19 protein-coding genes are annotated in these 20650 nt (G+C 77.2%); 9 read left to right on the forward strand and 10 right to left on the reverse strand.

Annotated elements, in window-relative coordinates; translation table 11 throughout:
- Positions 1 to 25 precede the first annotated feature (25 nt).
- Positions 26 to 3226, reverse strand: coding sequence for a BTAD domain-containing putative transcriptional regulator (locus ACI798_RS20100; protein WP_457048766.1), 3201 nt, complete (start codon positions 3224 to 3226; stop codon positions 26 to 28).
- A gap of 37 nt (positions 3227 to 3263) precedes the next feature.
- Positions 3264 to 4199 (reverse strand): CPBP family glutamic-type intramembrane protease, encoded by a 936-nt coding sequence (locus tag ACI798_RS20105; protein WP_457048767.1) that lies wholly within the window; start codon positions 4197 to 4199, stop codon positions 3264 to 3266.
- Between the two features lie 127 nt (positions 4200 to 4326).
- On the opposite strand from ACI798_RS20105, the gene ACI798_RS20110 reads away from it, so the two are divergent.
- The 4 genes from ACI798_RS20110 (at position 4327) to ACI798_RS20125 (ending at position 8258) form a co-directional block, all read left to right on the forward strand.
- Complete coding sequence (locus ACI798_RS20110; protein WP_456930142.1) at positions 4327 to 4713, forward strand: hypothetical protein; 387 nt, start codon at positions 4327 to 4329, stop codon at positions 4711 to 4713.
- Positions 4714 to 4748: 35 nt separating this feature from the next.
- Positions 4749 to 6239 carry a malic enzyme-like NAD(P)-binding protein gene (locus ACI798_RS20115; protein ID WP_456943074.1) on the forward strand — a complete coding sequence of 497 codons (1491 nt, stop codon included), beginning with the start codon at positions 4749 to 4751 and terminating at the stop codon, positions 6237 to 6239.
- An 88-nt stretch (positions 6240 to 6327) separates the two neighbouring features.
- Entirely contained in the window at positions 6328 to 7197 is an 870-nt protein-coding gene (locus ACI798_RS20120) for an Fpg/Nei family DNA glycosylase (protein WP_456943073.1), read from the forward strand.
- 59 nt (positions 7198 to 7256) lie between these two features.
- Positions 7257 to 8258, forward strand: coding sequence for a LacI family DNA-binding transcriptional regulator (locus ACI798_RS20125; protein WP_457048768.1), 1002 nt, complete (start codon positions 7257 to 7259; stop codon positions 8256 to 8258).
- Between the two features lie 3 nt (positions 8259 to 8261).
- Here ACI798_RS20125 and ACI798_RS20130 read toward each other — a convergent pair whose 3' ends face one another.
- Positions 8262 to 9497, reverse strand: a complete 1236-nt coding sequence (locus tag ACI798_RS20130; RefSeq protein ID WP_456943071.1) for an MBL fold metallo-hydrolase — start codon at positions 9495 to 9497, stop codon at positions 8262 to 8264.
- Between the two features lie 114 nt (positions 9498 to 9611).
- On the opposite strand from ACI798_RS20130, the gene ACI798_RS20135 reads away from it, so the two are divergent.
- Complete coding sequence (locus ACI798_RS20135; protein WP_456943070.1) at positions 9612 to 9782, forward strand: hypothetical protein; 171 nt, start codon at positions 9612 to 9614, stop codon at positions 9780 to 9782.
- 72 nt (positions 9783 to 9854) lie between these two features.
- On the opposite strand, the gene ACI798_RS20140 is transcribed toward ACI798_RS20135, so the two are convergent.
- On the reverse strand, positions 9855 to 11093 hold the full coding sequence (locus ACI798_RS20140) for a Rieske 2Fe-2S domain-containing protein (RefSeq protein WP_457048769.1): 1239 nt from the start codon (positions 11091 to 11093) through the stop codon (positions 9855 to 9857).
- Between the two features lie 162 nt (positions 11094 to 11255).
- On the opposite strand from ACI798_RS20140, the gene ACI798_RS20145 reads away from it, so the two are divergent.
- Together ACI798_RS20145 and ACI798_RS20150 are read left to right on the forward strand one after the other, a co-directional pair.
- Positions 11256 to 11651, forward strand: a complete 396-nt coding sequence (locus ACI798_RS20145) for a DUF485 domain-containing protein (protein ID WP_456943068.1) — start codon at positions 11256 to 11258, stop codon at positions 11649 to 11651.
- Positions 11641 to 13284, forward strand: a complete 1644-nt coding sequence (locus ACI798_RS20150) for a solute symporter family protein (protein ID WP_456943067.1) — start codon at positions 11641 to 11643, stop codon at positions 13282 to 13284. The genes ACI798_RS20145 and ACI798_RS20150 overlap by 11 nt, the downstream gene beginning before the upstream one ends.
- 70 nt (positions 13285 to 13354) lie before the next feature.
- Here ACI798_RS20150 and ACI798_RS20155 read toward each other — a convergent pair whose 3' ends face one another.
- The 3 genes from ACI798_RS20155 to ACI798_RS20165 all read right to left on the reverse strand — a co-directional run bounded on the left by ACI798_RS20155 (position 13355) and on the right by ACI798_RS20165 (position 15530).
- On the reverse strand, positions 13355 to 13609 hold the full coding sequence (locus tag ACI798_RS20155) for a hypothetical protein (protein WP_457048770.1): 255 nt from the start codon (positions 13607 to 13609) through the stop codon (positions 13355 to 13357).
- A gap of 109 nt (positions 13610 to 13718) precedes the next feature.
- Positions 13719 to 14579, reverse strand: coding sequence for a manganese catalase family protein (locus ACI798_RS20160; RefSeq protein ID WP_456943065.1), 861 nt, complete (start codon positions 14577 to 14579; stop codon positions 13719 to 13721).
- Positions 14580 to 14783: 204 nt separating this feature from the next.
- On the reverse strand, positions 14784 to 15530 hold the full coding sequence (locus tag ACI798_RS20165; RefSeq protein WP_457048771.1) for a sensor histidine kinase: 747 nt from the start codon (positions 15528 to 15530) through the stop codon (positions 14784 to 14786).
- Positions 15531 to 15589: 59 nt separating this feature from the next.
- On the opposite strand from ACI798_RS20165, the gene ACI798_RS20170 reads away from it, so the two are divergent.
- A complete protein-coding gene (locus ACI798_RS20170; protein WP_456943063.1) occupies positions 15590 to 16282 on the forward strand; it encodes a response regulator in 693 nt (230 codons plus the stop codon).
- 106 nt (positions 16283 to 16388) lie between these two features.
- Here ACI798_RS20170 and ACI798_RS20175 read toward each other — a convergent pair whose 3' ends face one another.
- Together ACI798_RS20175 and ACI798_RS20180 are read right to left on the reverse strand one after the other, a co-directional pair.
- On the reverse strand, positions 16389 to 17897 hold the full coding sequence (locus ACI798_RS20175; RefSeq protein WP_457048772.1) for a PH domain-containing protein: 1509 nt from the start codon (positions 17895 to 17897) through the stop codon (positions 16389 to 16391).
- On the reverse strand, positions 17894 to 18412 hold the full coding sequence (locus ACI798_RS20180) for a PH domain-containing protein (protein WP_456943061.1): 519 nt from the start codon (positions 18410 to 18412) through the stop codon (positions 17894 to 17896). The genes ACI798_RS20175 and ACI798_RS20180 overlap by 4 nt, the downstream gene beginning before the upstream one ends.
- 60 nt (positions 18413 to 18472) lie before the next feature.
- Between ACI798_RS20180 and ACI798_RS20185 the strand changes: the two genes are divergently transcribed.
- The gene (locus ACI798_RS20185; protein WP_457048774.1) at positions 18473 to 18802 is read left to right on the forward strand and encodes a rhodanese-like domain-containing protein; all 330 of its coding nucleotides are present in this window, start codon (positions 18473 to 18475) and stop codon (positions 18800 to 18802) included.
- 9 nt (positions 18803 to 18811) lie between these two features.
- Here ACI798_RS20185 and ACI798_RS20190 read toward each other — a convergent pair whose 3' ends face one another.
- A complete protein-coding gene (locus tag ACI798_RS20190; protein WP_457048773.1) occupies positions 18812 to 20428 on the reverse strand; it encodes a long-chain fatty acid--CoA ligase in 1617 nt (538 codons plus the stop codon).
- Positions 20429 to 20650: the final 222 nt, after the last annotated feature.

Raw genomic sequence — 20650 nt, forward strand, 5'->3', positions numbered from 1 at the left:
TTCCGCGGGAGTGCACGGGACCGGGTCAGCCGTGCTCGGCCAGCAGTGAGCGGGCGCGGGCGGCGAACGGCGCGAACCCGAACGCGTCGCAGATCTCCAGCGCCCGCCGCAGCTCCGCCGCCGCGCCCGGCCGGCCGAGCAGCCCGAGCACGCCGCCGCGGTAGAGCGCGGTCGGGCCGAGGACGGTCGTGCCCGCCCACAGCACCACCACGGTGTCGCCGTAGCCCTCCAGCGCCGGCAGCTGCGAGGCGGCCAGGTCGCGGTCGCGCAGCTCCAGGGCGGCGTCGGCGAGCAGCACGGCCCGCACCGGCTCGCGGGCGCCGTGCGCGGGGAACGCGAGCCACCGCTCGACGACGGCGCGCGCCTGCTCCCGCCGCCCGGCCTGCGCGTGGGCCAGCGCGAGGACGGACAGGAACCCGGCGTCGACGGTCGCCGCCAGGTCGACGACCTCGGGCACCAGCGCGCCCATCCGGCGCTCGTGCCAGGCGGCGATGCCCTCGATCGTCTGCCGGGACATGCGGGTGACGTCGGCGGCGGCCGGGGAGGTGGTCGGCGCCTCGCGGACGGCGGCGTCGGCCAGCCGCCGGGCGCCCTCGGCGTCCCCGCGGGCCAGCGCGAGCCCCGCGGACCACCAGGCGTCCAGCTGCAGCAGGTCGCCGTCGCCGCGCCGGGTGGCCAGCTCGGTGAACCGGCGGGACACCGCCGCGGCCTCGTCGGCCTGCACCGTCTCGGTGAGCGCGCAGCGCAGCAGGTGCAGGGCGGTGGCCTCGGCGGCGGGGTCGCTCCCCGACTCGCGCAGCAGCGCCCGGGCCAGCTCCACCCGCTCCGCCGCGTGCGCCGGCGTCCAGTCGGCCACGAACCGGGCCACCCGCGCCCGGGGCCGCGCGGACGGCACGTCGCCGGCCGCGGCCAGCGCCCGGTCGGCCAGCTCCCGGCCGCCCGCCTCGCCGGTGGAGGACCGCTGCACCGCCAGCGCGGCGAGCACCGCCGAGGCCAGCTCCGGCGGCAGCGCGTCGGCGCCGGCCGCGGCCTCCTCCAGCAGCGCGACGTCGGTGGCCGCCGGCGCGCCGACCGAGGCCCAGTAGCCGCCGAGCCCGCCGCCGGCGGAGGCGACGGCGGCCCGGGCCAGCCGCGGCGCGTCGCCGACCCCGCGGGCGAGGTCCGCGGCCGCGCGCAGCGCCGCGCCGCTCTCCTCCAGCAGCCCCAGCCGGCGCAGCGCCCGGCCGCGCACCAGGTGCAGGTCCGCCGCCAGCGCCGCCTCCCCGGGCGGGACGTGCGCCAGCCCCCGGTCGGCCAGCGCGGCGGCCTCCTCGACGCCGGCCCGGTCCAGCGCCTCCCGGGCGGCCCGCAGGCACGCGCGGGCGGCCGCCGGGTCCGGCCCGCCGGCCGCGGCCTCGCTGCGGTGCACGGCGATGGCGCCGGCCGCGGTCGCCGCCGCGGGCCCGGCCTCCAGGACGTCGGCCGTCCGGCCGTGCACGCGCGCCCGCTCGACCGGCCCCAGGTCGGCCAGCAGCACCTCGCGCACCAGGTCGTGCGCCACCCGCACCCGGCCGGGGGAGGTCTCGACCAGCAGGCCCGCGGACAGCGCCGTCGTCACCCCGCCGTCGTCCCCGGACAGGACGGCGGCCAGCAGCCCGACCGGCACGTCCCGGCCCGCGACGGCGGCCGCGGCCAGCGCCTCGCGGGCGGGCGCGGGCAGGGCGGCCAGCCGCAGCCGGACGACGTCGCGGACCCCGGCGGGCACGGCCTCCCCGGCCGACGGCGGCAGCGCGGCCAGCTCGGTGACGAAGAACGGGTTGCCGCCGGTGCGCTCGGCCAGCGAGGCGACGACGGCGCCGGCCGGGGTGTCCCCGCGCAGCCCGGTCACCAGGTCGGCGACCTCCTCGGCGGCCAGCCCGGTCAGCCGCAGCCGGCGCGCGCCGGGCAGCCGGGCGGCCAGGCCCAGCACGCGGGTGAGCACCGGGTCGGCGGTGGCCTCCTCGCGGCAGGTCACCGCCAGCAGCAGCCGGCTGCCGTGGAGCTGGGAGAGGACCACCTCGAGCACGTGCAGGGAGTCGCCGTCGGCCCACTGCAGGTCGTCGAGGACGACGAGCAGCGCCCGCTCGGCGGCGAGGGCGCGCAGCCGGCGGGCGGTGTCCAGGCCGAGGGCGAAGCGGGCGCCGGTGTCCGCGCCGAGCGCCGCCTCGGGCAGCCCGCCGAGCACCTGCTGCCAGGGCCAGTACGGCGGCGCGCCGCCGATCTCGGCGCAGCGGCCCCAGCGGACGGCGGCCCCGGCGCGGGCGGCGAAGGCCTCGACCAGCCGGGTCTTGCCGATGCCCGGCTCGCCGGTGACGACCACGGCGGTGCCGCGGCCGGCGTCCGCGGCGCCCCACGCCGCCGCCAGGGCGGCCAGCTCGCCGGGCCGGCCGACGAAGCCGTCCCCGGCCGGCGCCTCCCGCGGCGCGGGCACGGGGGCAGGGGTCCGCGCCGGGGCGGCCAGCGCCGCGTCCTGCCGCAGGACGGCGGCCTCGACGTCGCGCAGCTCGGCCGAGGCGTCCAGGCCCAGCTCGTCGGCGACCCGCTCCCGCGTGCGGCGCAGCACGTCGAGCGCGTCGCCCTGCCGCCCGGCCCGGTACAGCGCCCGGGCCAGCAGCGCGGCGGTGTGCTCGCGCAGCGGGGCGACGGCGGCGGCCGCGGTGAGGTCGGGCACCAGCTCCGCGCCCGCGCCCAGCGCCAGCCGGGCCTCGGCCAGCCGCTCGACGGCGACCAGCCGCAGCTCCTCCAGCCGCGCCACCGCCGGGACGACGTCCTCCACGTCGGCGACGTCGGCGTACGGCCGGTCCTGCCACAGCGCCAGCGCCTCGGTCAGCAGCCGGGCCGCCTCCCGGTCGTCGGCGGCGGTGCCGGCGGTGACCAGGTCGGCGAAGGCGTGCGCGTCGACGGCGGTGCGCGGCAGGACCAGCGCGTAGCCGTCGCCGCGGGTGACCAGCACGGCGGCGTCGCGGGCGCCGCGGCCGGGGTCGAGCAGCCGGCGCAGGCGGCTGACGTGGCCCTGCAGGGTCGTCGTGGCGGTGGCCGGCGGGGCGCCGCGCCACAGCCGGTCGGCCAGCGTCGCGGCCTGCACCGTCCGGCCCTCGGCGGCGGCCAGCAGCGCCAGGACCTCGGCGGGCCGGCGCCCGCCGAGGTCCACCGCGGCGCCGTCGCGGAGCAGCCGCGTCGGCCCGAGCACGTCCAGCCGCAGGTCCACGGCCGGGGAGGGTAGGTGGTCCGGGCCCTCCGGGGGCTCAGGCGGCTCCCGTGCCACCGTCGGGGGACCGGCGCAGCGGCGCCACCCGCCACCAGGCGAGCGCGGCGAGCAGCAGCGTGACGGCCCCCGCGGCGCCGGTCTCCGTGGAGAACCACTCGGTGGGCCCGCTGTCGGCGGTCAGCGGCGCGAGCACGTGGTAGAGCAGCGCGTTGAGCACCGCGTGCGCCAGGACGCCGGGCCAGATCCCCCAGCGCAGCTGCATCGAGGCGAGCACGGCCCCCAGCGAGGTGGTGCCCACGGTCAGGCACAGCAGCGCGAACGGCACCGGGATCCCGGCGGGCGCGCCGCCGAGGAAGAGCACCAGCGGCCAGTGGAACAGCGACCAGGCCAGCCCGCTGACCAGGACGACGGTGCGCGGGCCGGCGACCTCGGCCAGGCGCTGCACCAGCAGCCCGCGCCAGCCGACGTCCTCGAACAGCGCGAGGGCGACGTAGGGCAGGACCAGCACGGTCAGGCCGAGCGCCACCGTCGGCGTGAGCCCCTCGGAGGCGAAGCCGGCCAGCCCGGTGGCCCAGAGCAGGCCGCCGGCGGCCAGCGTCGGCAGCAGGGCCCACAGCCAGGCGGTGCCGAGGCTGCGCCACGACGTCCGGCGGAAGCCCCAGCCGGGCCGGCGCAGCGTCCCGGCGGTCACCAGCCGGGCGAGGACGGCGGCCAGCAGCGGGATCAGCGCCTGGCCGAACAGCAGCGCCTGGATCAGCGGCGGTTCCTGGTCGACGTGCGCGACGTCGGCGTCCGCGGCCGCCGCGACGGCGGTCGTCACGGTGAGCAGGCCGGCGGTGGCGCCGAGGAAGACGCCGATCTCCCGCCACGGCGACGGGCGGGCCGCGGGCGCGGCCGGCGGGGCGGACGGGGACGGGGCGGACGGGGACGGGGCGGACAGGGACGAGGCGGACATGGACGGGGCGGTGCTCATGGCGGCTCCAGGGGAGGTCGGTCTCGATCGGCGCCCACCGTCGGGGCCGGGGCTGGTCGGGGGCTGGTCGGCCGCTGGCGGGGGCGGGACCAGCGGCCCACCAGCGCACGGGCGCACCGTGCGGGGCATGGAGCCGCTCGACGCCGTCCCCCCGCCCGGCCGTCCCGCCGCCGAGGCGGTGACCGTCCCGCCCGGCTGCCCGCCGCGCCGCCTCGTGGCCCGCGGCGCCGACGTGGTGCTCGTCGTCACTGCCGGCTGCCCGCTGGTCGCGGTCGGCTCCGCGCCGGCACGGCCGCGCCCGCCCGGGTCGGCCGTCGTCTGCCCGCGGGGCGTGCCCTGGTCGGTGGCCGGCGGGGACGCCGCGGCGCGGGTGGTCGTCGTCGCCGTCCCGGCCGGGCCGCAGGCCGCCCTGGCCACGCTGCTCGGCCCGCCGCCGCTCGACGGCGCCGCGCTGGTGGCGGCCGCGGCCGACGGCGGCCTCGAGGTCGTGCTGGAGCCGATCCCCGGCGGCTGAGCGCGGGCCGCGCCCGGCGGTGTCACGATCGGGGTGTGAGCAGCGACACAGCAGCGGACCCGACCGCCCTCGGCGAGCCGGCCGCCGTCCCGCGCGGGCCGGTCACCTCGGCCTCCTACTCGATCACCGTGCGGCTGACCGCCGACGGCGACCCGGCGAGCATCGGCCGGATCGCGACGGCGGTGGGCGAGGCCGGCGGCGCGGTGACCGCCATCGACGTCGTCGACTCCCGGCCCGACGGGCTGACCGTCGACGTCACCTGCTCGGCCGCCGACGCCGCGCACTCCGAGGAGATGGTCACCGCCCTCGGCGCCGTGCCCGGGGTGGCCGTGCGCAAGGTCAGCGACCGCACGTTCCTGCTGCACCTCGGCGGCAAGCTCGAGGTGGCCTCCAAGGTGCCGCTCAAGACCCGCGACGACCTGTCGATGGCCTACACCCCCGGGGTGGCGCGGGTGTGCCTGGCGCTGGCCGAGCACCCCGAGGACGTGCGCCGGCTGACCATCAAGGGCAACACCGTCGCCGTCGTCACCGACGGGTCGGCCGTCCTGGGCCTGGGCGACCTCGGGCCCGGTGCCGCGCTGCCGGTGATGGAGGGCAAGGCGGCACTGTTCAAGCGGTTCGCCGACATCGACGCCTGGCCGATCTGCCTGGACACCCAGGACGTCGACGAGATCGTGCGCACCGTCGAGCTCATCGCCCCCGGCTTCGGCGGCATCAACCTCGAGGACATCGCCGCGCCGCGCTGCTTCGAGATCGAGGCGCGGTTGCGCGAGCGGCTCGACGTCCCGGTCTTCCACGACGACCAGCACGGGACGGCGATCGTGGCGCTCGCCGCCCTGCGCAACGCCCTGCGCGTGGTGGACAAGCAGCTGGCCGACGTGAAGACCGTCGTCGCCGGGGCCGGCGCGGCCGGGACGGCGATCGTCAACCTGCTGCTCGCGGCCGGCGCCGGGCAGGTGCTCGTGTGGGACCGCGAGGGCATCCTCTCGCCGGACGACGAGCGGCTGTCCCCCGCCAAGGCCGACCTCGCGCGGCGCACCAACCCCGCCGGCGTGCGCGGCGAGCTGCCCGACGCGCTGGCCGGCGCCGACGTGTTCATCGGGGTGAGCGCCGGCAACGTGCTGCCGGTGGAGGCGCTGGCCGCGATGGCCGAGCGGGCGGTGGTCTTCCCGATGGCCAACCCGACGCCGGAGGTCGACCCGGTCCGGGCCCGGCAGCACGCCGCCGTCGTCGCCTCGGGCCGCTCGGACCTGCCCAACCAGATCAACAACGTGCTGGCCTTCCCCGGCGTCTTCCGGGGGCTGCTCGACGCCCGCGCCACCGAGATCAGCACCGGGATGCTGCTGGCCGCGGCGGGGGCGCTGGCGGCGATCGTCCGCGACGACCAGCTCAACGCGAACTACATCATCCCGAGCGTGTTCGACCCGGCGGTCACCCAGGCCGTGGCCGCCGCGGTCGCCGACGCCGCCCGCGCCGAGCCGGGCGCCACCGCCACGGTCACCGACCGGACGTCGTTCGTCGGCTGAGCCCCGTGCGGAGGTGGCCCGTGCACCTCCGCGGAAGTGCACACGATCGGGGACGACGGGAGGCGGCGACGGCGGGGATCATGGCCGGGTGCCCGAGTTGCCCGAGGTGGAGGCGCTGGCCGCGTTCCTCCGCGAGAACGCCGTCGGCCGGGTGGTCGCGCGCGCCGACCTGACCGCGCTGCAGGCGCTCAAGACGTTCGACCCGCCGCTGTCGGCGCTGGCCGGCCTGGAGGTCACCGGCGCCGCCCGGCACGGCAAGTTCCTCGACCTCGACGTCTCCGGGCTGCACCTGGTCGTGCACCTGGCCCGCGCCGGGTGGCTGCACTGGCGCACCGGCCTGCCCACCGCGCCGCCCAAGCCCGGCAAGGGCCCGCTCGCGCTGCGCGTCCACCTGGCATCTGAGGACGGGACGCCGTCCGACGGCTTCGACCTCACCGAGCAGGGCACCCGCAAGAGCCTCGCCGTGTACCTGGTCCGCTCGCCGTCGGAGGTGCCCGGCATCGGCCGGCTCGGTCCCGACGCCCTCGCCGTCGACCGCGAGCAGTTCGCCGCGCTGCTGGCCGGGCGGCACGCGCAGCTCAAGGGCACGCTCACCGACCAGACGGTGCTGGCCGGTGTCGGCAACGCCTACTCCGACGAGATCCTGCACGCCGCCCGGCTCTCGCCGTTCAAGATGGCCGACAGGCTCACCGACGACGAGCTGGTCCGGCTGTACGACGCGCTGCGGGCCACGCTCACCGACGCGCTCGAGCGCCAGGTCGGCCAGGCGGCGGCGACGCTCAAGGGCGAGAAGCGGTCGGGGCTGCAGGTGCACGCCCGCACCGGCCTGCCGTGCCCGGTGTGCGGCGACACCGTCCGCGAGGTCAGCTTCGCCGACACCTCGCTGCAGTACTGCCCCACCTGCCAGACCGGCGGCAAGCCGCTGGCCGACCGGCGGATGAGCAAGCTGCTGCGCTGAGAGCGGTCCCGGCCCGCCGGGGGGTCCCGCCGGCGCCGCCGCGGTGGTACGACGGCCGGGTGCGCGACGCCCCGCCCCCGACGGTGACCCTCGAGCACGTCGCGCGGGCCGCGGGCGTCTCGCGCGCGACGGTGTCCCGGGTGGTCACCGGCAGCGGGCCGGTGTCCGCGGAGACCCTGACCCGGGTGCGCGCCGCCGCCGAGGCGCTCGGGTACGAGGCCGACCCGGTCGCGCGCGCCCTCGCCAGCGGCACCGGCACGCGGGTCGTCGTCGCCGTCACCGGCACGTCGGACGGGATCCTCGACTGCGAGTACACGGCTCGGCTGGTGACCGCCGGCGCCCGGGTGTGCACGCCGGCGGGGCTCGGGATCGCCGTCCGCCGGCTGCCGCTGCGGGCTCCGGGCGCCGAGCTCGACGCCCTGGCCCGGGACCGCACCGTCGGCGGGGTCGTCCTGGTCAACACCACGCACGAGCTGCTCGCCGCCGTGCCGCGGGCGCTGCGCGGCCGGGTGGTGTCGATCGGGGTGGGCAGCGCGGACGTCCCGTCCTTCGACGTGGACGGCGCCGGGGCCGCCGCCGCGTCGGTGGCGCACCTGCTCCGGTCGGGACGCCGGCGGATCGCGATGGTCACCGGCCCGCCGTGGCTGCCGTGCGCGCAGCGCCCGGTCGAGGCCTACCGCGCGGCCGTCGCGGCGGCCGGGCTGGAGGCGCGCACGGTGCCCGGGGGCTTCGACGCCGCGGCGGGGGAGGCCGGGGCCGAGGAGGTGCTCGCCCGCTGGCCGGACACCGACGCGGTCCTCGCCGGCTGCGACGAGGTCGCCCTCGGCGTCCTGGCGGTGCTGCGCCGGCACGGCCGGGAGGTCCCCGGCGACGTCGCGGTCGCCGGGTTCGACGACGTCCCCGTCGCCGGGGTCACCGGGCTGACGACGGCGACGCACCCGGTGGAGCGGATCGCCGGCGCGGCGGTGCGGGCCGTGCTCGCCCGCGCCCCGCTCACCGGGTCGACGGCCGGGGAGACGGTGTTCTTCCCCTCCGAGCTGGTCCTGCGCCGCAGCGCCTGAGCATCAGCCGAGCCGCAGCGCCATCAGCCGGGAGAGCACCCGCGCGAGCACGGTGCCGCCCACGCCGGCGTCGTCGTGCCGGGCGGGGCCGGCCTCGGCCGAGCCGACCGCGGTCCACCAGTCCTCCAGCGGCGGCGGCGCCAGGACGTCGACCCGCTGGCCCGGCCGCGGCACGAGCACCGGCACGCCCGAGCGCCCCGCGGCGGCCAGCAGCCGCTGCACCGGCTCGGCCCAGCGGTGGAAGGCCAGGTTGAACGTGGCCCAGTGCACCGGCAGCAGCACCCCGCCGCCGAGGTCGCCGTGCGCGCGCACCGCCTCCTCGGGGTCCATGTGGATGTGCGCCCAGGCCTCGTTGTAGGCGCCGATCGGCATCAGCGTGAGGTCGAAGGGGCCCAGCCGGGCGCCGATGCCGGCGAAGGCGGGGGTGTAGCCGGTGTCGCCGCCGAAGAAGACGCGGTGCCGCGGCCCGGCCACCACCCACGACGACCACAGCGTGGTGTCGCGGGTGAGGTAGCGGCCGGAGAAGTGCCGTGCCTCGGTGCAGGTGATCGTCAGGTCGCCGACCGTCGTCGCGCCGTCCCAGTCCAGCTCGACGACGCGGTCCTCCGGCACGCCCCAGTGGCGCAGGTGCACGCCCACGCCCAGCGGGACGACGAACGGCGCGTCCTGCTGCTCGACCAGCGCCCGCACCGTGGGCAGGTCCAGGTGGTCGTAGTGGTCGTGCGAGATCAGCACGGCGTCGACGCGGGGGAGGGACTCCAGCGGCGCCGGCGGCTCGTGCAGCCGGGTGGGGCCGAACACCGGCGACGGCGAGACGCGGTACCCCCACACCGGGTCGACCAGCACGCGGGCGCCGTCGACCTCCAGCAGCGCGCTCGAGTGCCCGAACCAGGTGACGGCGAGCTCGCCGGCCTCGGCCGGGACCTCCGGGCGGGCCAGCGGCACCGGGCGGGCGGGCAGGCCCACGTGCCGGTCGTCGTGCCACTGCCGGAGCAGGCCGCGGCGGGCGTTGGGCGGCGGCAGGGTGGGCGTGGGCAGCGTGTTGTGGAACTTGCCGTGCGACCACTGCGGCGAGCCGGCCACGGTGGGCCGGATCTCCCGCCGGCCGGCGCCGATCGCCGTGGGCAGGCCCCACAGCGCGCGGGCCAGCCAGCCCGCGGGGAGGGCCAGGGCGGCGGCGGTCAGGGCGGTGCGGCGCGCTCGTTCTCGGCGCGGGGCGGGCGACGGCACGACGTCCATGCTCCCAGCCGGGCCCGGGCGGCCGCCGCGACCCGCGTCACCGTCCCGGTCGCCGTACCGTCGGCCCTGCGCACGTCGGCCCTGCGCACGTCGGCCCTGCAGCGAGGAGGCGGGATGTCCCAGGAGGAGGTCCGCCCGCGCCCGGCGGGTGGCACCGGTCCGGACGACGAGGGCGGGGACCCGGCGTGCTGGCTGACGCGGGTGTGCCCGGCGTGCGGGCGGCTCGCCGACGAGGACCCGCCCACCCGCTGCCCCGCGTGCGGCGAGGAGCTCGAGCCGGCCTGACGGGCCCCGGCTCGCGGTGCCCGCCCTCACGCCGTGCGGTGGGGGCGGGCACCACACGGTGAGGCCGGTGCCTCAGCGGCCGGCGGCGAAGTCGGCGAGGGCGCGGCGCAGCGCCAGGCCGTGCCGGTCGGCGCGCACGTGCAGCTCGTCGCGCGCCGACAGCGGCAGCCCGGTGCTCCCCAGCTGCGCCTGGAGCTCGAGGTCCTCGACCAGCGCCTGCTGCGCGCGGGTGACCTCGGCGGCCACGACGTCCGGCCCGGGCAGCGGCTCGCCGTGCCCCGCCCGCAGCAGCAGGCAGCCGTAGACGCGGGTGGAGTCGGCGTCCTCGGGCTGCAGGAGGAACAGCGTCGTCGTCGCCGCGCCGGACGCCGGGGACTCCACCCGCCGCCGCAGCTGGAACGGCGCGCGGTGGACGGCGGTGGCCACCGTCGCGCCCTGCCCGCGCACGCTCGTGAACCCGCCCGGCTCCGGCGTCACCTCGGGCGCCGGCGCGTCGTCCTCGGGACCGCCGTGCACGAACGGGCCGTGCGTGGGATCGAGGAGGGCGTCGGCCAGCGGCCCGGCCGGGCCGGGCGAGCGCACCGGCGCCAGCCAGCCCCGGACGAAGCGCCGGTCGCCGTCCTCGGGCACCTCGAGCGGGACGTCGCGGGGCTCGGCCGGCGCCAGCCAGACGACGCCGAACCGCTCGCGGACGCCCCCCGCCGGCGGGTCGGCCGACAGGCCGTCCGCGCCGCGGGACAGCGCCCAGGTGCGGCCGAGCAGCCGGACCTGCAGCCAGCCGCCGGGCCGCAGCTCGCGGGACAGCGCGACCGGGTGCCAGGCGTGCTCCAGCGACGGGTCGAGGTTGCCGAACACCGGCCCCGGCGGCGGCCCGGGGGCCGGGGCGGGCTCGGGCACCGGCTCGGCGGCGGGGACCGGCGGGAGGGCGACGGCGGTCGGCTCGGGCGCCAGCCAGACCCAGCCGTGCCGCTCCTCGACCGCCCACGGCACCGGGAGGTCCGCCCGCGGCGGCGCGCTGCCGTCGGGCCCGAGGGAGGGGACGTCCACGCAGCGGCCGTCGGCGTCGAACCGCCAGCCGTGGTACGGGCACTGCAGCCTGCCCCCGACGACGGTGGCCGCCGCCAGCGGGACCAGCCGGTGCGGGCACCGGGCGGGGAAGGCGCTGACCTCCCCGCCGGGCCGCAGCCGGACGACGACGTACGCACGCCCGCCGGCGCCCACCGGCACCGGCGTCGTCCCGACCTCGGTGGCGCGGGCCACCGGGAACCACCCCGTCGACCGTGCGGTCGACGTCCCTGCCGTCGCGGTCATGTCCCCAGTGCACCGCCGGCGCACTTCCACGGCGTTACGGCGGTCGGAAGCTCAGGTCACGGGTTGGCACCGAAAGTTTCGCCGGTTTCCGACCCCACCGGCCCCGACCTATGGTGAGCGCCGTCACACGTCCGGAACAGGTCGACACGAGGGGGCACAGCCGTGACCGAACCCGCCGAACGGCGGTTGCTGACGCCGGAGGAGTACCGGCAGGCACAGGACTCGCCGGAGTTCACGGAGCTGCGCAGGCGCTTCCGGGCCTTCGCGTTCCCGATGACCGTGGCCTTCCTGGCCTGGTACCTGCTCTACGTCCTGCTCTCCACCTACGCGCCGGACTTCATGGCGACCCGGGTGTTCGGCAACGTCAACATCGGGCTCCTGCTCGGGCTCGGGCAGTTCCTGTCGACGTTCGTGATCACCCACCTGTACGTGTCGCACGCCAACCGGCGCACCGATCCGATCGCCGACGAGATGCGCGAGCGGCTCGAGCACCACGAGTACGCCACCGGCCGCCGCGGTGGCCCCGACCTCGGGAAGGGGGCCACGCGTGCCCGCTGACGTGCTCGCCGCCGACGCCACCATCGGCACGCCGGCGCTCAACATCGGCATCTTCGGCGCGTTCGTGCTGGTCACCCTGGTGATCACCTTCCGCGCCAGCCGGAACAACAAGAGCGCGGCGGACTACTACGCCGCGGGCCGCAACATCAGCGGCACCCAGAACGGGCTGGCCATCGCCGGCGACTACCTGTCGGCGGCGTCGTTCCTCGGCATCGCCGGGGCGATCGCCGTCTACGGCTACGACGGCTTCCTGTACTCGATCGGCTTCCTCGTCGCCTGGCTGGTGGCGCTGCTGCTGGTCGCCGAGCTCATGCGCAACACCGCCCGGTTCACGATGGCCGACGTCCTGGCCTTCCGGATGCGGCAGGGCCCGGTGCGCACCGCCGCGGCCATCTCCACGCTCGCGGTGTCGCTGTTCTACCTGCTGGCGCAGATGTCGGGCGCCGGCGGGCTGGTGACCCTGCTGCTGGGGGTCACCGGCGAGGCCGCGCAGGCGCTGGTCGTGGTCCTCGTCGGCGCGCTGATGATCATCTACGTGCTGGTCGGCGGCATGCGCGGCACGACCTGGGTGCAGATCATCAAGGCCTCGCTGCTGATCGCCGGCGCGCTGGTCATGACGCTGTGGGTGCTCGGCGAGTTCGGCTTCAACCTGTCCTCGCTGCTCGGCGCCGCGCAGGACAACGCGGTCGAGGGCCGCGACGTCCTGGCCCCCGGGGCGCAGTACGGCGCCACCAGCACCTCGAAGCTGGACTTCGTCTCGCTGGGCCTGGCCCTGGTGCTCGGCACGGCGGGCCTGCCGCACGTGCTGATGCGCTTCTACACCGTGCCGACGGCGAAGGACGCCCGTCGCTCGGTGGTCTGGGCGATCTGGCTGATCGGCATCTTCTACCTGTTCAGCCTGGTGATCGGCTACGGCGCCGGCGCCCTCGTCGGGGCGGACACCGTCCTCGGTGCCCCCGGCGCGGTCAACTCCGCCGCCCCGCTGCTGGCCTTCGAGCTCGGCGGCACGGTGCTGCTCGGCATCATCGCCGGCGTCGCGTTCGCGACGATCCTCGCGGTGGTCGCCGGCCTGACGATCACCGCGTCGGCCTCGTTCGCGCACGACGTCTACGCGTCGGTCATCAAGAAGGGCAACGTGCCGCCCAACGGCGAGGTGCGGGTCGCCCGCATCACCGCCGTCGTCATCGGCGCGATCTCGATCGGCCTGGGCATCCTCGCCCTGCAGGCCGGGCTGAACATCGCCTTCCTGGTGGCGCTGGCCTTCGCCGTCGCGGCGTCGGCGAACCTCCCGACGATCCTCTACACGCTGTTCTGGAAGCGGTTCACCACCCAGGGCGCGCTGTGGTCGATGTACGGCGGCCTGATCGCCTGCATCGTGCTGATCGTCTTCTCGCCGGTGGTGTCGGGTGCGCCGGTCAACCCGGCCACCGGGCTGTCCCCGTCGCTGTTCCAGGACGTGGACTTCCACTGGTTCCCGCTGAACAACCCCGGCATCGTGTCCATCCCGCTGTCGTTCTTCCTCGGCTGGCTGGGCACGGTCCTGTCCAAGGAGAAGCCGGACCTGGACAAGACCGCCGAGCTGGAGGTCCGCTCCCTCACCGGGATCGGTGCCGAGAAGGCCGTCGCCCACTGACGGGTCGCCGACCGAGCACGGCACCAGCCGAGGCGCGCGTCCCCGTCAGGGGGCGCGCGCCTCGTGCGTGTCAGGCGGCGCGGGCAGGGACGGCCTCGGGGAGGGGGACGTCGGGCAGCGCGGCGTCGACCGTCGCCACGGCGGCCGCGGTCGTGGGGGTGGCGCGGCGGGAGCGGCGCACCGCCCAGCGGGTGACGAGGGCGGTGAGGACGACCAGGCCGGCCAGGGCCTCGCGGACCGAGCCGGTGGCGGCGCCGGCCACGGCGACGGCGAGCGCCGTGGCGTAGACCGCCGTCAGGACGGCGGCGGGAGCAGGCAGGTGCACGGGGACCTCCGGGGACTGCCGTTCGCGGGATGCACCCCGCCGGCCGGCGGCCGGGCTGCGGGAGCCCGGCCGCCGGCGCGGCGACGGCGCGGTGGTCGGGGTCAGCGGCTCACTTGAGCAGGTCCTTGGCCTTCTGCAGCATCGTGTGGGCCTCGGTCTGCGGGGTGCTGTAGAGCCGCGGGTCGCCCGGGGGCAGCGTCGGGGCGTCGGCGGTGGCCTCGATCGCCGCGGCGCGGAACTCGCTGCGGCCGTCGATCGAGGGGCCGGAGGCCCAGCGGCCGTTGGCGGCCTCGGGACCGTCGGAGGCCTGGATGAACGTGTAGCCCAGGTCGCCGACCTCCTCGTCGAGCGGGAAGGCCTCGGGCACCGGCAGCCCCTCGAGGCCGTCCTCCTTGAGCTGCTCGATGGCGGCCAGCCACTGCTGCTGGTGCATGTGGTCGCGGGTGATGAGGAACCGCAGCAGGTCCTTGACGCCCGGGTCGTCGGTCATGTTGTAGAGCCGGGCGACCTGCAGCCGGCCCTGCATCTCGGCCGTGGCGTTGTACATGAAGTCCGCGTACAGGTTGCCGCTGGCGGTCACGTACGCGCCGGTCCACGGGTTGCCCATGCTGTCCATGTAGGACGCGGCCTGGCCGTTCTGGATCAGGTGCTGCGGGTTGTGCTGCCCGTAGCCGGCGGCGGCCTCCTTGGTGCGGTCGGCCGAGTCGGGCTTGAGCGGCGCGTGGTCGAGCAGCCGGTCGATCATCGTGATGATCATCTCGACGTGCGCCAGCTCCTCGGTGCCGATCGAGAGGAGCATGTCCTTGTACTTGCCGGGCAGCCGGCAGTTCCAGCCCTGCAGCAGGTACTGCGTGGCGACGGTCATCTCGCCCCACTGACCGCCGAGGACCTCCTGCATCTTGCGGGCGAAGTCCGGGTCGGGGCCGTCGGGCTTGGCCTCGTACTGCAGGGCGTGGGTGTGCGTGAACACGGGCTCTCCCTCACTCGGCTTGCGTCGTCGCGCCGCCGCCGCTGCGGCGACACCCCGGATCTGCCCGCGTCCGGTGGCCCGCCCGTGCCGTCCCGTGGCCCCCCGGTGCCACGTCGTCCGTGCCGTGTCTCCCGGGCCGTGCCTCCCGTCGGCCGTGTCTCCCGTCGGTCCACCGGCCGACACCGCGGCCGGGTGCCGTCCCCCTCACCGGTCGGGGAGCTGGACGCAGAGGGTGAGCCCGGCGTCGGAGGTGGCCCAGACGACGGCGCCCCCGAGGTCGTGCGCGTGCCGCTGCACCGACCACAGGCCGAGGCCCGTGAGGTCGACCGGCGGCGCGTCGTGGCGCAGGTACTGCACGACCCGCTCGGGGCGCGCCACGTCCTGGGTGAGCGCCAGCCGGACCCAGCCGTCGCGGTGGACCACCGTCAGCAGCACCGCGGCGCCGTCCCCGTGCCGGTGGGCGTTCTCCAGCAGGTTGGTGAGGATCCGCTGCACCCGGGCGTCGGCCACGGTCACCCCGGCGGCGCACTCCTGCACCGCCAGGGTCAGCTGGCGCAGCGGCAGGCCGGAGGCGGCCACCGACGCGCGGAGCACCTCGCCGAGCAGCCGGCCCCCGGGGGGCCGCCGCGTCGCCCCGCCGGAGGCGTCGGCGGTGCGCAACATCGAGGACAGGTGGGCGGTCTGCGCGCGGGCGAGCTCCAGCAGCTCCCCGCGCTGCGCGGGCTCGCGGTCCAGGGAGCCGAGCAGCGCCTCCAGCGAGGCCAGCGGGCTCCGCATGTCGTGGCACATGGCCCGCAGCAGCGCGCCCTCGGGTGTGGGGAGCGGCTCCTGGCCCGCCCGCGGGCCGCGGGCGGCGCGGACGAGGTGGTCGCGCACCACGCGGGCCAGGTCGGGGAGCAGGCGGCCGGAACCGGACCGGGCGGTACGGGGTGTGTCGGGGGCGAGGGTCACGGGCACCTCCGGGTGCGGGGGGTCCGGTGCGCCGGGCGCACCGGACCGGGAGGAGGGTCGTGGGGTCGACCGACGCCGGGGCTGGGCGTCAGGGCTACGTGGACGTGGTCGTCGTCGACGACCACCCCCTGTTCAGCCGGGGGCTGTCGCTGCTGCTCCCCGGGGTGAGCGACGGACGGGTGCGCGTCGTGGCTACCACCGACGACGCCTCCGCGGCAGCCGCACTGGTGCGCCGGCACCACGCCGACGTCGCTGTCGTGGACCTGCACATGCCGCCCCCGGGCGGCGTGCGGGCGATCGCGGCGATCCGCCGGGCCGACCCCGTGGTCCGGGTGGTGGCGCTGTCCGGGCTGGCCGAGGCCGACGCGGCGCTGGAGGCGCTGCGGGCGGGCGCGGCGGGCTTCCTGCCCAAGAGCGCCGACCCGGAGCACCTCGTCCGCCCGCTGCTGGCAGTGCTCGACGGCTGGTCGGTCGTCCCCGAGGCGCTGCTGCGCCGGCTGCTCGACGATGCCGCGCCGACCGGCGAGCAGACCGTGGCCGGCCGGCTGACCAGCGACGAGCGCCGGCTGTGGCGGCTGGTGGCCGACGGCACGAGCACCGTCGACATCGCCACCACGCTGCACGTGTCCGAGCGGACCGCCAAGCGGCTGGTCGCCTCGCTGCTGCGCAGCCTCGGGGTGGCCACCCGCGTGGAGGCGGCCGCGCTGGCCGGCCGCGTCGGGCTCGGCAGGGAGACCGGCGGGCTGCACTGAGCGGGCGTGCCGCGGGGCGGCGGTCATCGAGCGCCGGGCTACCCGGGCCGATGATCGACACTCCCGCGTTCCGGTGAACTGGCCCCGACGGGCCAGCGATCCACCGTCAGCCGGCCGGGCGGGGCGCTCCCGTGCCGGGCGCGGTGGCCCACGGTCCCGACGCGGCGGCGGTGAACGCCGCGACGTCGTCGGCGGCCATGTCCACCGCGGCGTAGCCGCCGCTGCCCGCCCCGACGCAGGCGACGACGGTGGCCAGGCCCGCGCGCCGCTGGAACCAGGTCTGCCGGACCTGCCAGCCGACGACGGCCCGCCGCTGCAGCACCGCCTGCTCGCGCACCAGCAGCCCGCTGCGCACGGTGAACGAGCCGGCCCCGGTGGCGTGCCCGAGCGCGGCGTAGCGACCCAGGCCCAACGGCACGCCGAGCACGGTGAGCACGATCCCGGCGGCGAGCACGCCCCAGGAGCCGGTGAGGGCCGTCAGCACGGCCCCGGCCGCGGCGACCAGCAGCCCGGTGGCGACCGCGCGGACCACCGCCCGCCGGCGGGCGGCGGGCGGGTGCGGCGTCAGTGGGCCCGGGTCGTCGACCAGCAGGCCGAGCAGCCGCACCGCCTCCTCGCGCGGGCCCAGCGGGAACAGCTGGCCGCGCCGGCTGGCCGCGCCCAGGCCGGTGACCAGGGCGTTCACCCGCGCGGCGCGCACCAGCCGCATGCCCAGCCCCTCGGCGAGGGTGCCGCCGCGGATCCGGTCCACCTCCAGCTCGGTGTGCCGCCGGGTCACCAGCCCGCGGACGGCGACCAGCGAGCCCCCGCGGCGGACCAACCGGAAGCCCCAGTTGACCACCGCCGCCCCGGCGACCGCCCCGACGGCGAGCAGCACCACCGCGGCCACCGCGGTGACGACGAGGACGCGGACGTCGGTGAGGTCGGGGCCGTCGAGGTCCGGGCGCAGGTCCCGGGGCAGCTCCTGCAGCAGCCGCGACAGCGCGCCGACCGCGGCCAGCGGCACCGCCAGGTAGCTGGCGACCAGCGGCGCGTACAGCAGCCAGCGCCGGTCGAACCGGGCCAGCTCCTGCTCGGCCGGCTCCTCCGGCGGCGGGGCGGACGGGTCCGCCCCGGGGAGCGGCGCCGCGGCCCGCCGGTGGGTGAGCACCGAGGCCCGCAGCCGGTCGCCCTCCGCCCGCGGGACGCCGTCGACGACGACCTCCTCGTCCCCGCCGGTGAGCGTGCCGGCGGCGGCGTCGACGCGGACGCGGACCAGCCCGAACAGCCGGTGCAGCGCCGGCGCCTCGACCTCCACGCCGCGGATCCGGTCGTTGGGCACCGTGCGCACCGACCGCGCCAGCAGACCGCGGGTGACCACCACCGCGGACGCGGTGTCGAGGTAGGTGGTCCGCCACCACGTGAGCGCGGCGAACAGCAGCGACAGCGCCGTCACCGTCGCCACGAGCGCGACGACGACCCCGGGCCCGTCCACGCCGACTGCGGCGACGACGGGGATCGCGGCCGGCACCACCTGCCGGGCCTGGCGGAAGGTGACGGTGTGCACGAGCACGACCAGCGGCGAGGTGCGCCGCGGGGCGGTGAGCCCGGGCGCCGTCAGGACCGGGTCCGTCACGTGGCCTCGTCCCGCACCTGCTCTGCCCGGCGGGCCAGGTCGTCGGCCACCCGCTCGGCGACGGCGACCTCCAGGTGCGGCACCCGGACGGTGCCCTGCGACGAGGCGGTCAGCACCGCGACGCTGGCCAGGCCGTAGAGCTGCTGCAGCACGCCGCGGGTGACGTCGACGGTCTGGATGCGGGCGACCGGCACCAGCGTCCAGGTGCGGCTGAGCCAGCCGGTGAGGGCGTGCACCGCGTCCGCGGTGACCTCCCAGCGGTGCACCCGGTAGCGGATCCACGGCCGCACGCCGATCGCCACCACCGCGTACACGACGACCAGCACCGGCAGCAGCCACCGCAGCACCGGCACCGGACCGCCCACCGACGCCGGCACGGCCAGCAGGAGGACCCCCACGACCACGCCGTAGACGAGCGTGCCGACGACCCCCTGGGTGACCCACAGCCAGATGGCCGAGCGCGACAGCGACCAGGCCGGCTCGCGGACCGGCGGCGCGGGGGGAGCGGACGTCACGGCCCGATCCTCCCAGCCCGCCGGTGCGGCAGGGCCCCACCTGGGAGGATGGGGTGCGTGATGCCGCAGCAGGTCCCGACCGTGTCCGCCGTCGAGGTACCCGAGGACGCCGCGCTCCTCGACGTCCGTGAGGACGGCGAGTGGGTGGCCGGGCACGCCGAGGGCGCCACGCACATCCCGATGGGCGACGTCCCGGCCCGGCTCGACGAGGTCCCCGACGGCGACCCGGTGTACGTGATCTGCCGCAGCGGCGGGCGCTCGGCGCGGGTCGCCGCGTGGCTGAACCTCAACGGCTACGACGCGGTGAACGTCGGCGGCGGCATGGGGGAGTGGGAGGCGGCGGGCCGGCCCCTGGTGAGCGAGACCGGCCGGCCGCCCTTCGTCCGCTAGGACCCCGCCTCAGGACCTGGGCGCGTACTCCGCGAAGCGGGTGCGCAGGTCCTTCTTCGAGAACTTGCCGACGCTGGTCTTCGGGACCTCGTCGATGAACTCGACGGCGTCGGGCATCCACCACTTGGCCACCAGCGGCCGGAGGTGCTCGAGGATCTCCTCCTCGGTCGCCTCTTCGCCCTCCTTGAGGACGACGCAGGCCAGCGGCCGCTCGTCCCACTTCGGGTGCGGGATGCCGACGACCGCGGCCTCCTTGACCTTCGGGTGGCTCATGATCGCGTTCTCGAGGTCGACCGAGCTGATCCACTCGCCGCCGGACTTGATGAGGTCCTTGGTGCGGTCGGCGATGCGGATGGAGCCGAAGGGGTCCATCGCCGCGACGTCGCCGGTGCGCATCCAGCCGTCGTCGGTGGTCAGGACGACGCCGGCGTCGGGGTTGTAGTAGTCCTTCGCGCACCACGGGCCGCGGACCTGCAGCTCACCGGTGGCCTCGTCGTCCCAGGGCTGCGGCTCGAGGCTCTCGGCGTCGACGATCCGGGCCTCGACGCCGAGGAACGGGATGCCGGCGCGGGCCCGCTGGTCGGCCTTGGTCGCCTCGTCGGCGTCGGCGTACCGCTTGGGCAGGACGCCGGAGGAGGCGACCGGGTGGGTCTCGGTCATGCCCCAGGCCTGCAGGATCGGCAGCCCGACCTGCTCGCGGTAGGCCTCCGACAGCGCCTTGGGTACCGCGGAGCCGCCGCAGCCGATGTCGCGCAGCTTGTGCGGCTTGCCGGCCAGGTGCGGCAGCACGCCCTGCCAGATGGTGGGGACGCCGGCGGTGAAGGTGACGCCCTCCTCGACGATCAGCTTGGCCAGTGCCTCGGGCTGCATCATCGGCCCGGGCATGACCAGCGAGGCGCCGGCGGCCGGGGCGGCCTGGGCGATGCCCCAGGCGTTGGCGTGGAACATCGGCACGACCGGCATCGCGACGTCCTGGATGCCCAGCCCGAAGGCGTTCGGCTGCATCACGCCCATGGTGTGCAGGAACGTCGAGCGGTGGCTGTAGACGACGCCCTTGGGGTTGCCGGTGGTCCCGGACGTGTAGCACATCGAGGCGGCGCGGTTCTCGTCCTCGACGTGGAAGTCGACCGGCTCGGCCTCCGCCAGCAGCGCCTCGTAGTCCAGGACGCGCGGGTCGTCGGGGATCTCGTTGTCGCCGCCGTCGTCCATGACGACGACGTGCTTGACCGTCTTCATCGTGTCGACCAGCGGCCAGAACAGCGGCAGGACGGTGCGGTCGACGAAGACCACCTCGTCCTCGGCGTGGTTGGCGATGTAGGTCAGCTGCTCGGGGAACAGCCGGATGTTGAGGGTGTGCAGCACCCGGCCGGTGGCCGGCGCGGCGAAGTACAGCTCCAGGTGCCGCTGGCTGTTCCAGCCGAACGTGCCCACCCGGCCGTCCTCGCTGACGCCGAGGGTGTCGAGGACCCCGCCCAGCCGGCGGGTCCGCCCTGCCCACTCGGCGTAGGTGCTGCGCACCGGTCCGGTCGGGCTGCCGGTGACGATCGTCCCGTCGCCGTAGTGCTGCTCGACGTGCCGGAAGATCGCGTCGATGGTGAGGGGGAAGTCCTGCATGAGCCCGCGCATGGCGGCATCGTGCCAGTGACCGCGCTCACGATCTACCGGGAGGCCGCCGTTCCAGCTCCCGCAGGGCGTCGGCGCCGACCCAGCGCGCGCCGGGGCCTCCCGACCGCAGGTCCCGGGGGGGGGGGGGGGGGGGGGGGGGGGGGGGGGGGGGGGGGGGGGGGGGGGGGGGGGGGGGGGGGGGGGGCCCCCTCCCCCGCACACCTCCGGCCCCGTCGGCCCGCA

It is taken from the genome of Geodermatophilus sp. SYSU D01045, from assembly GCF_054050295.1.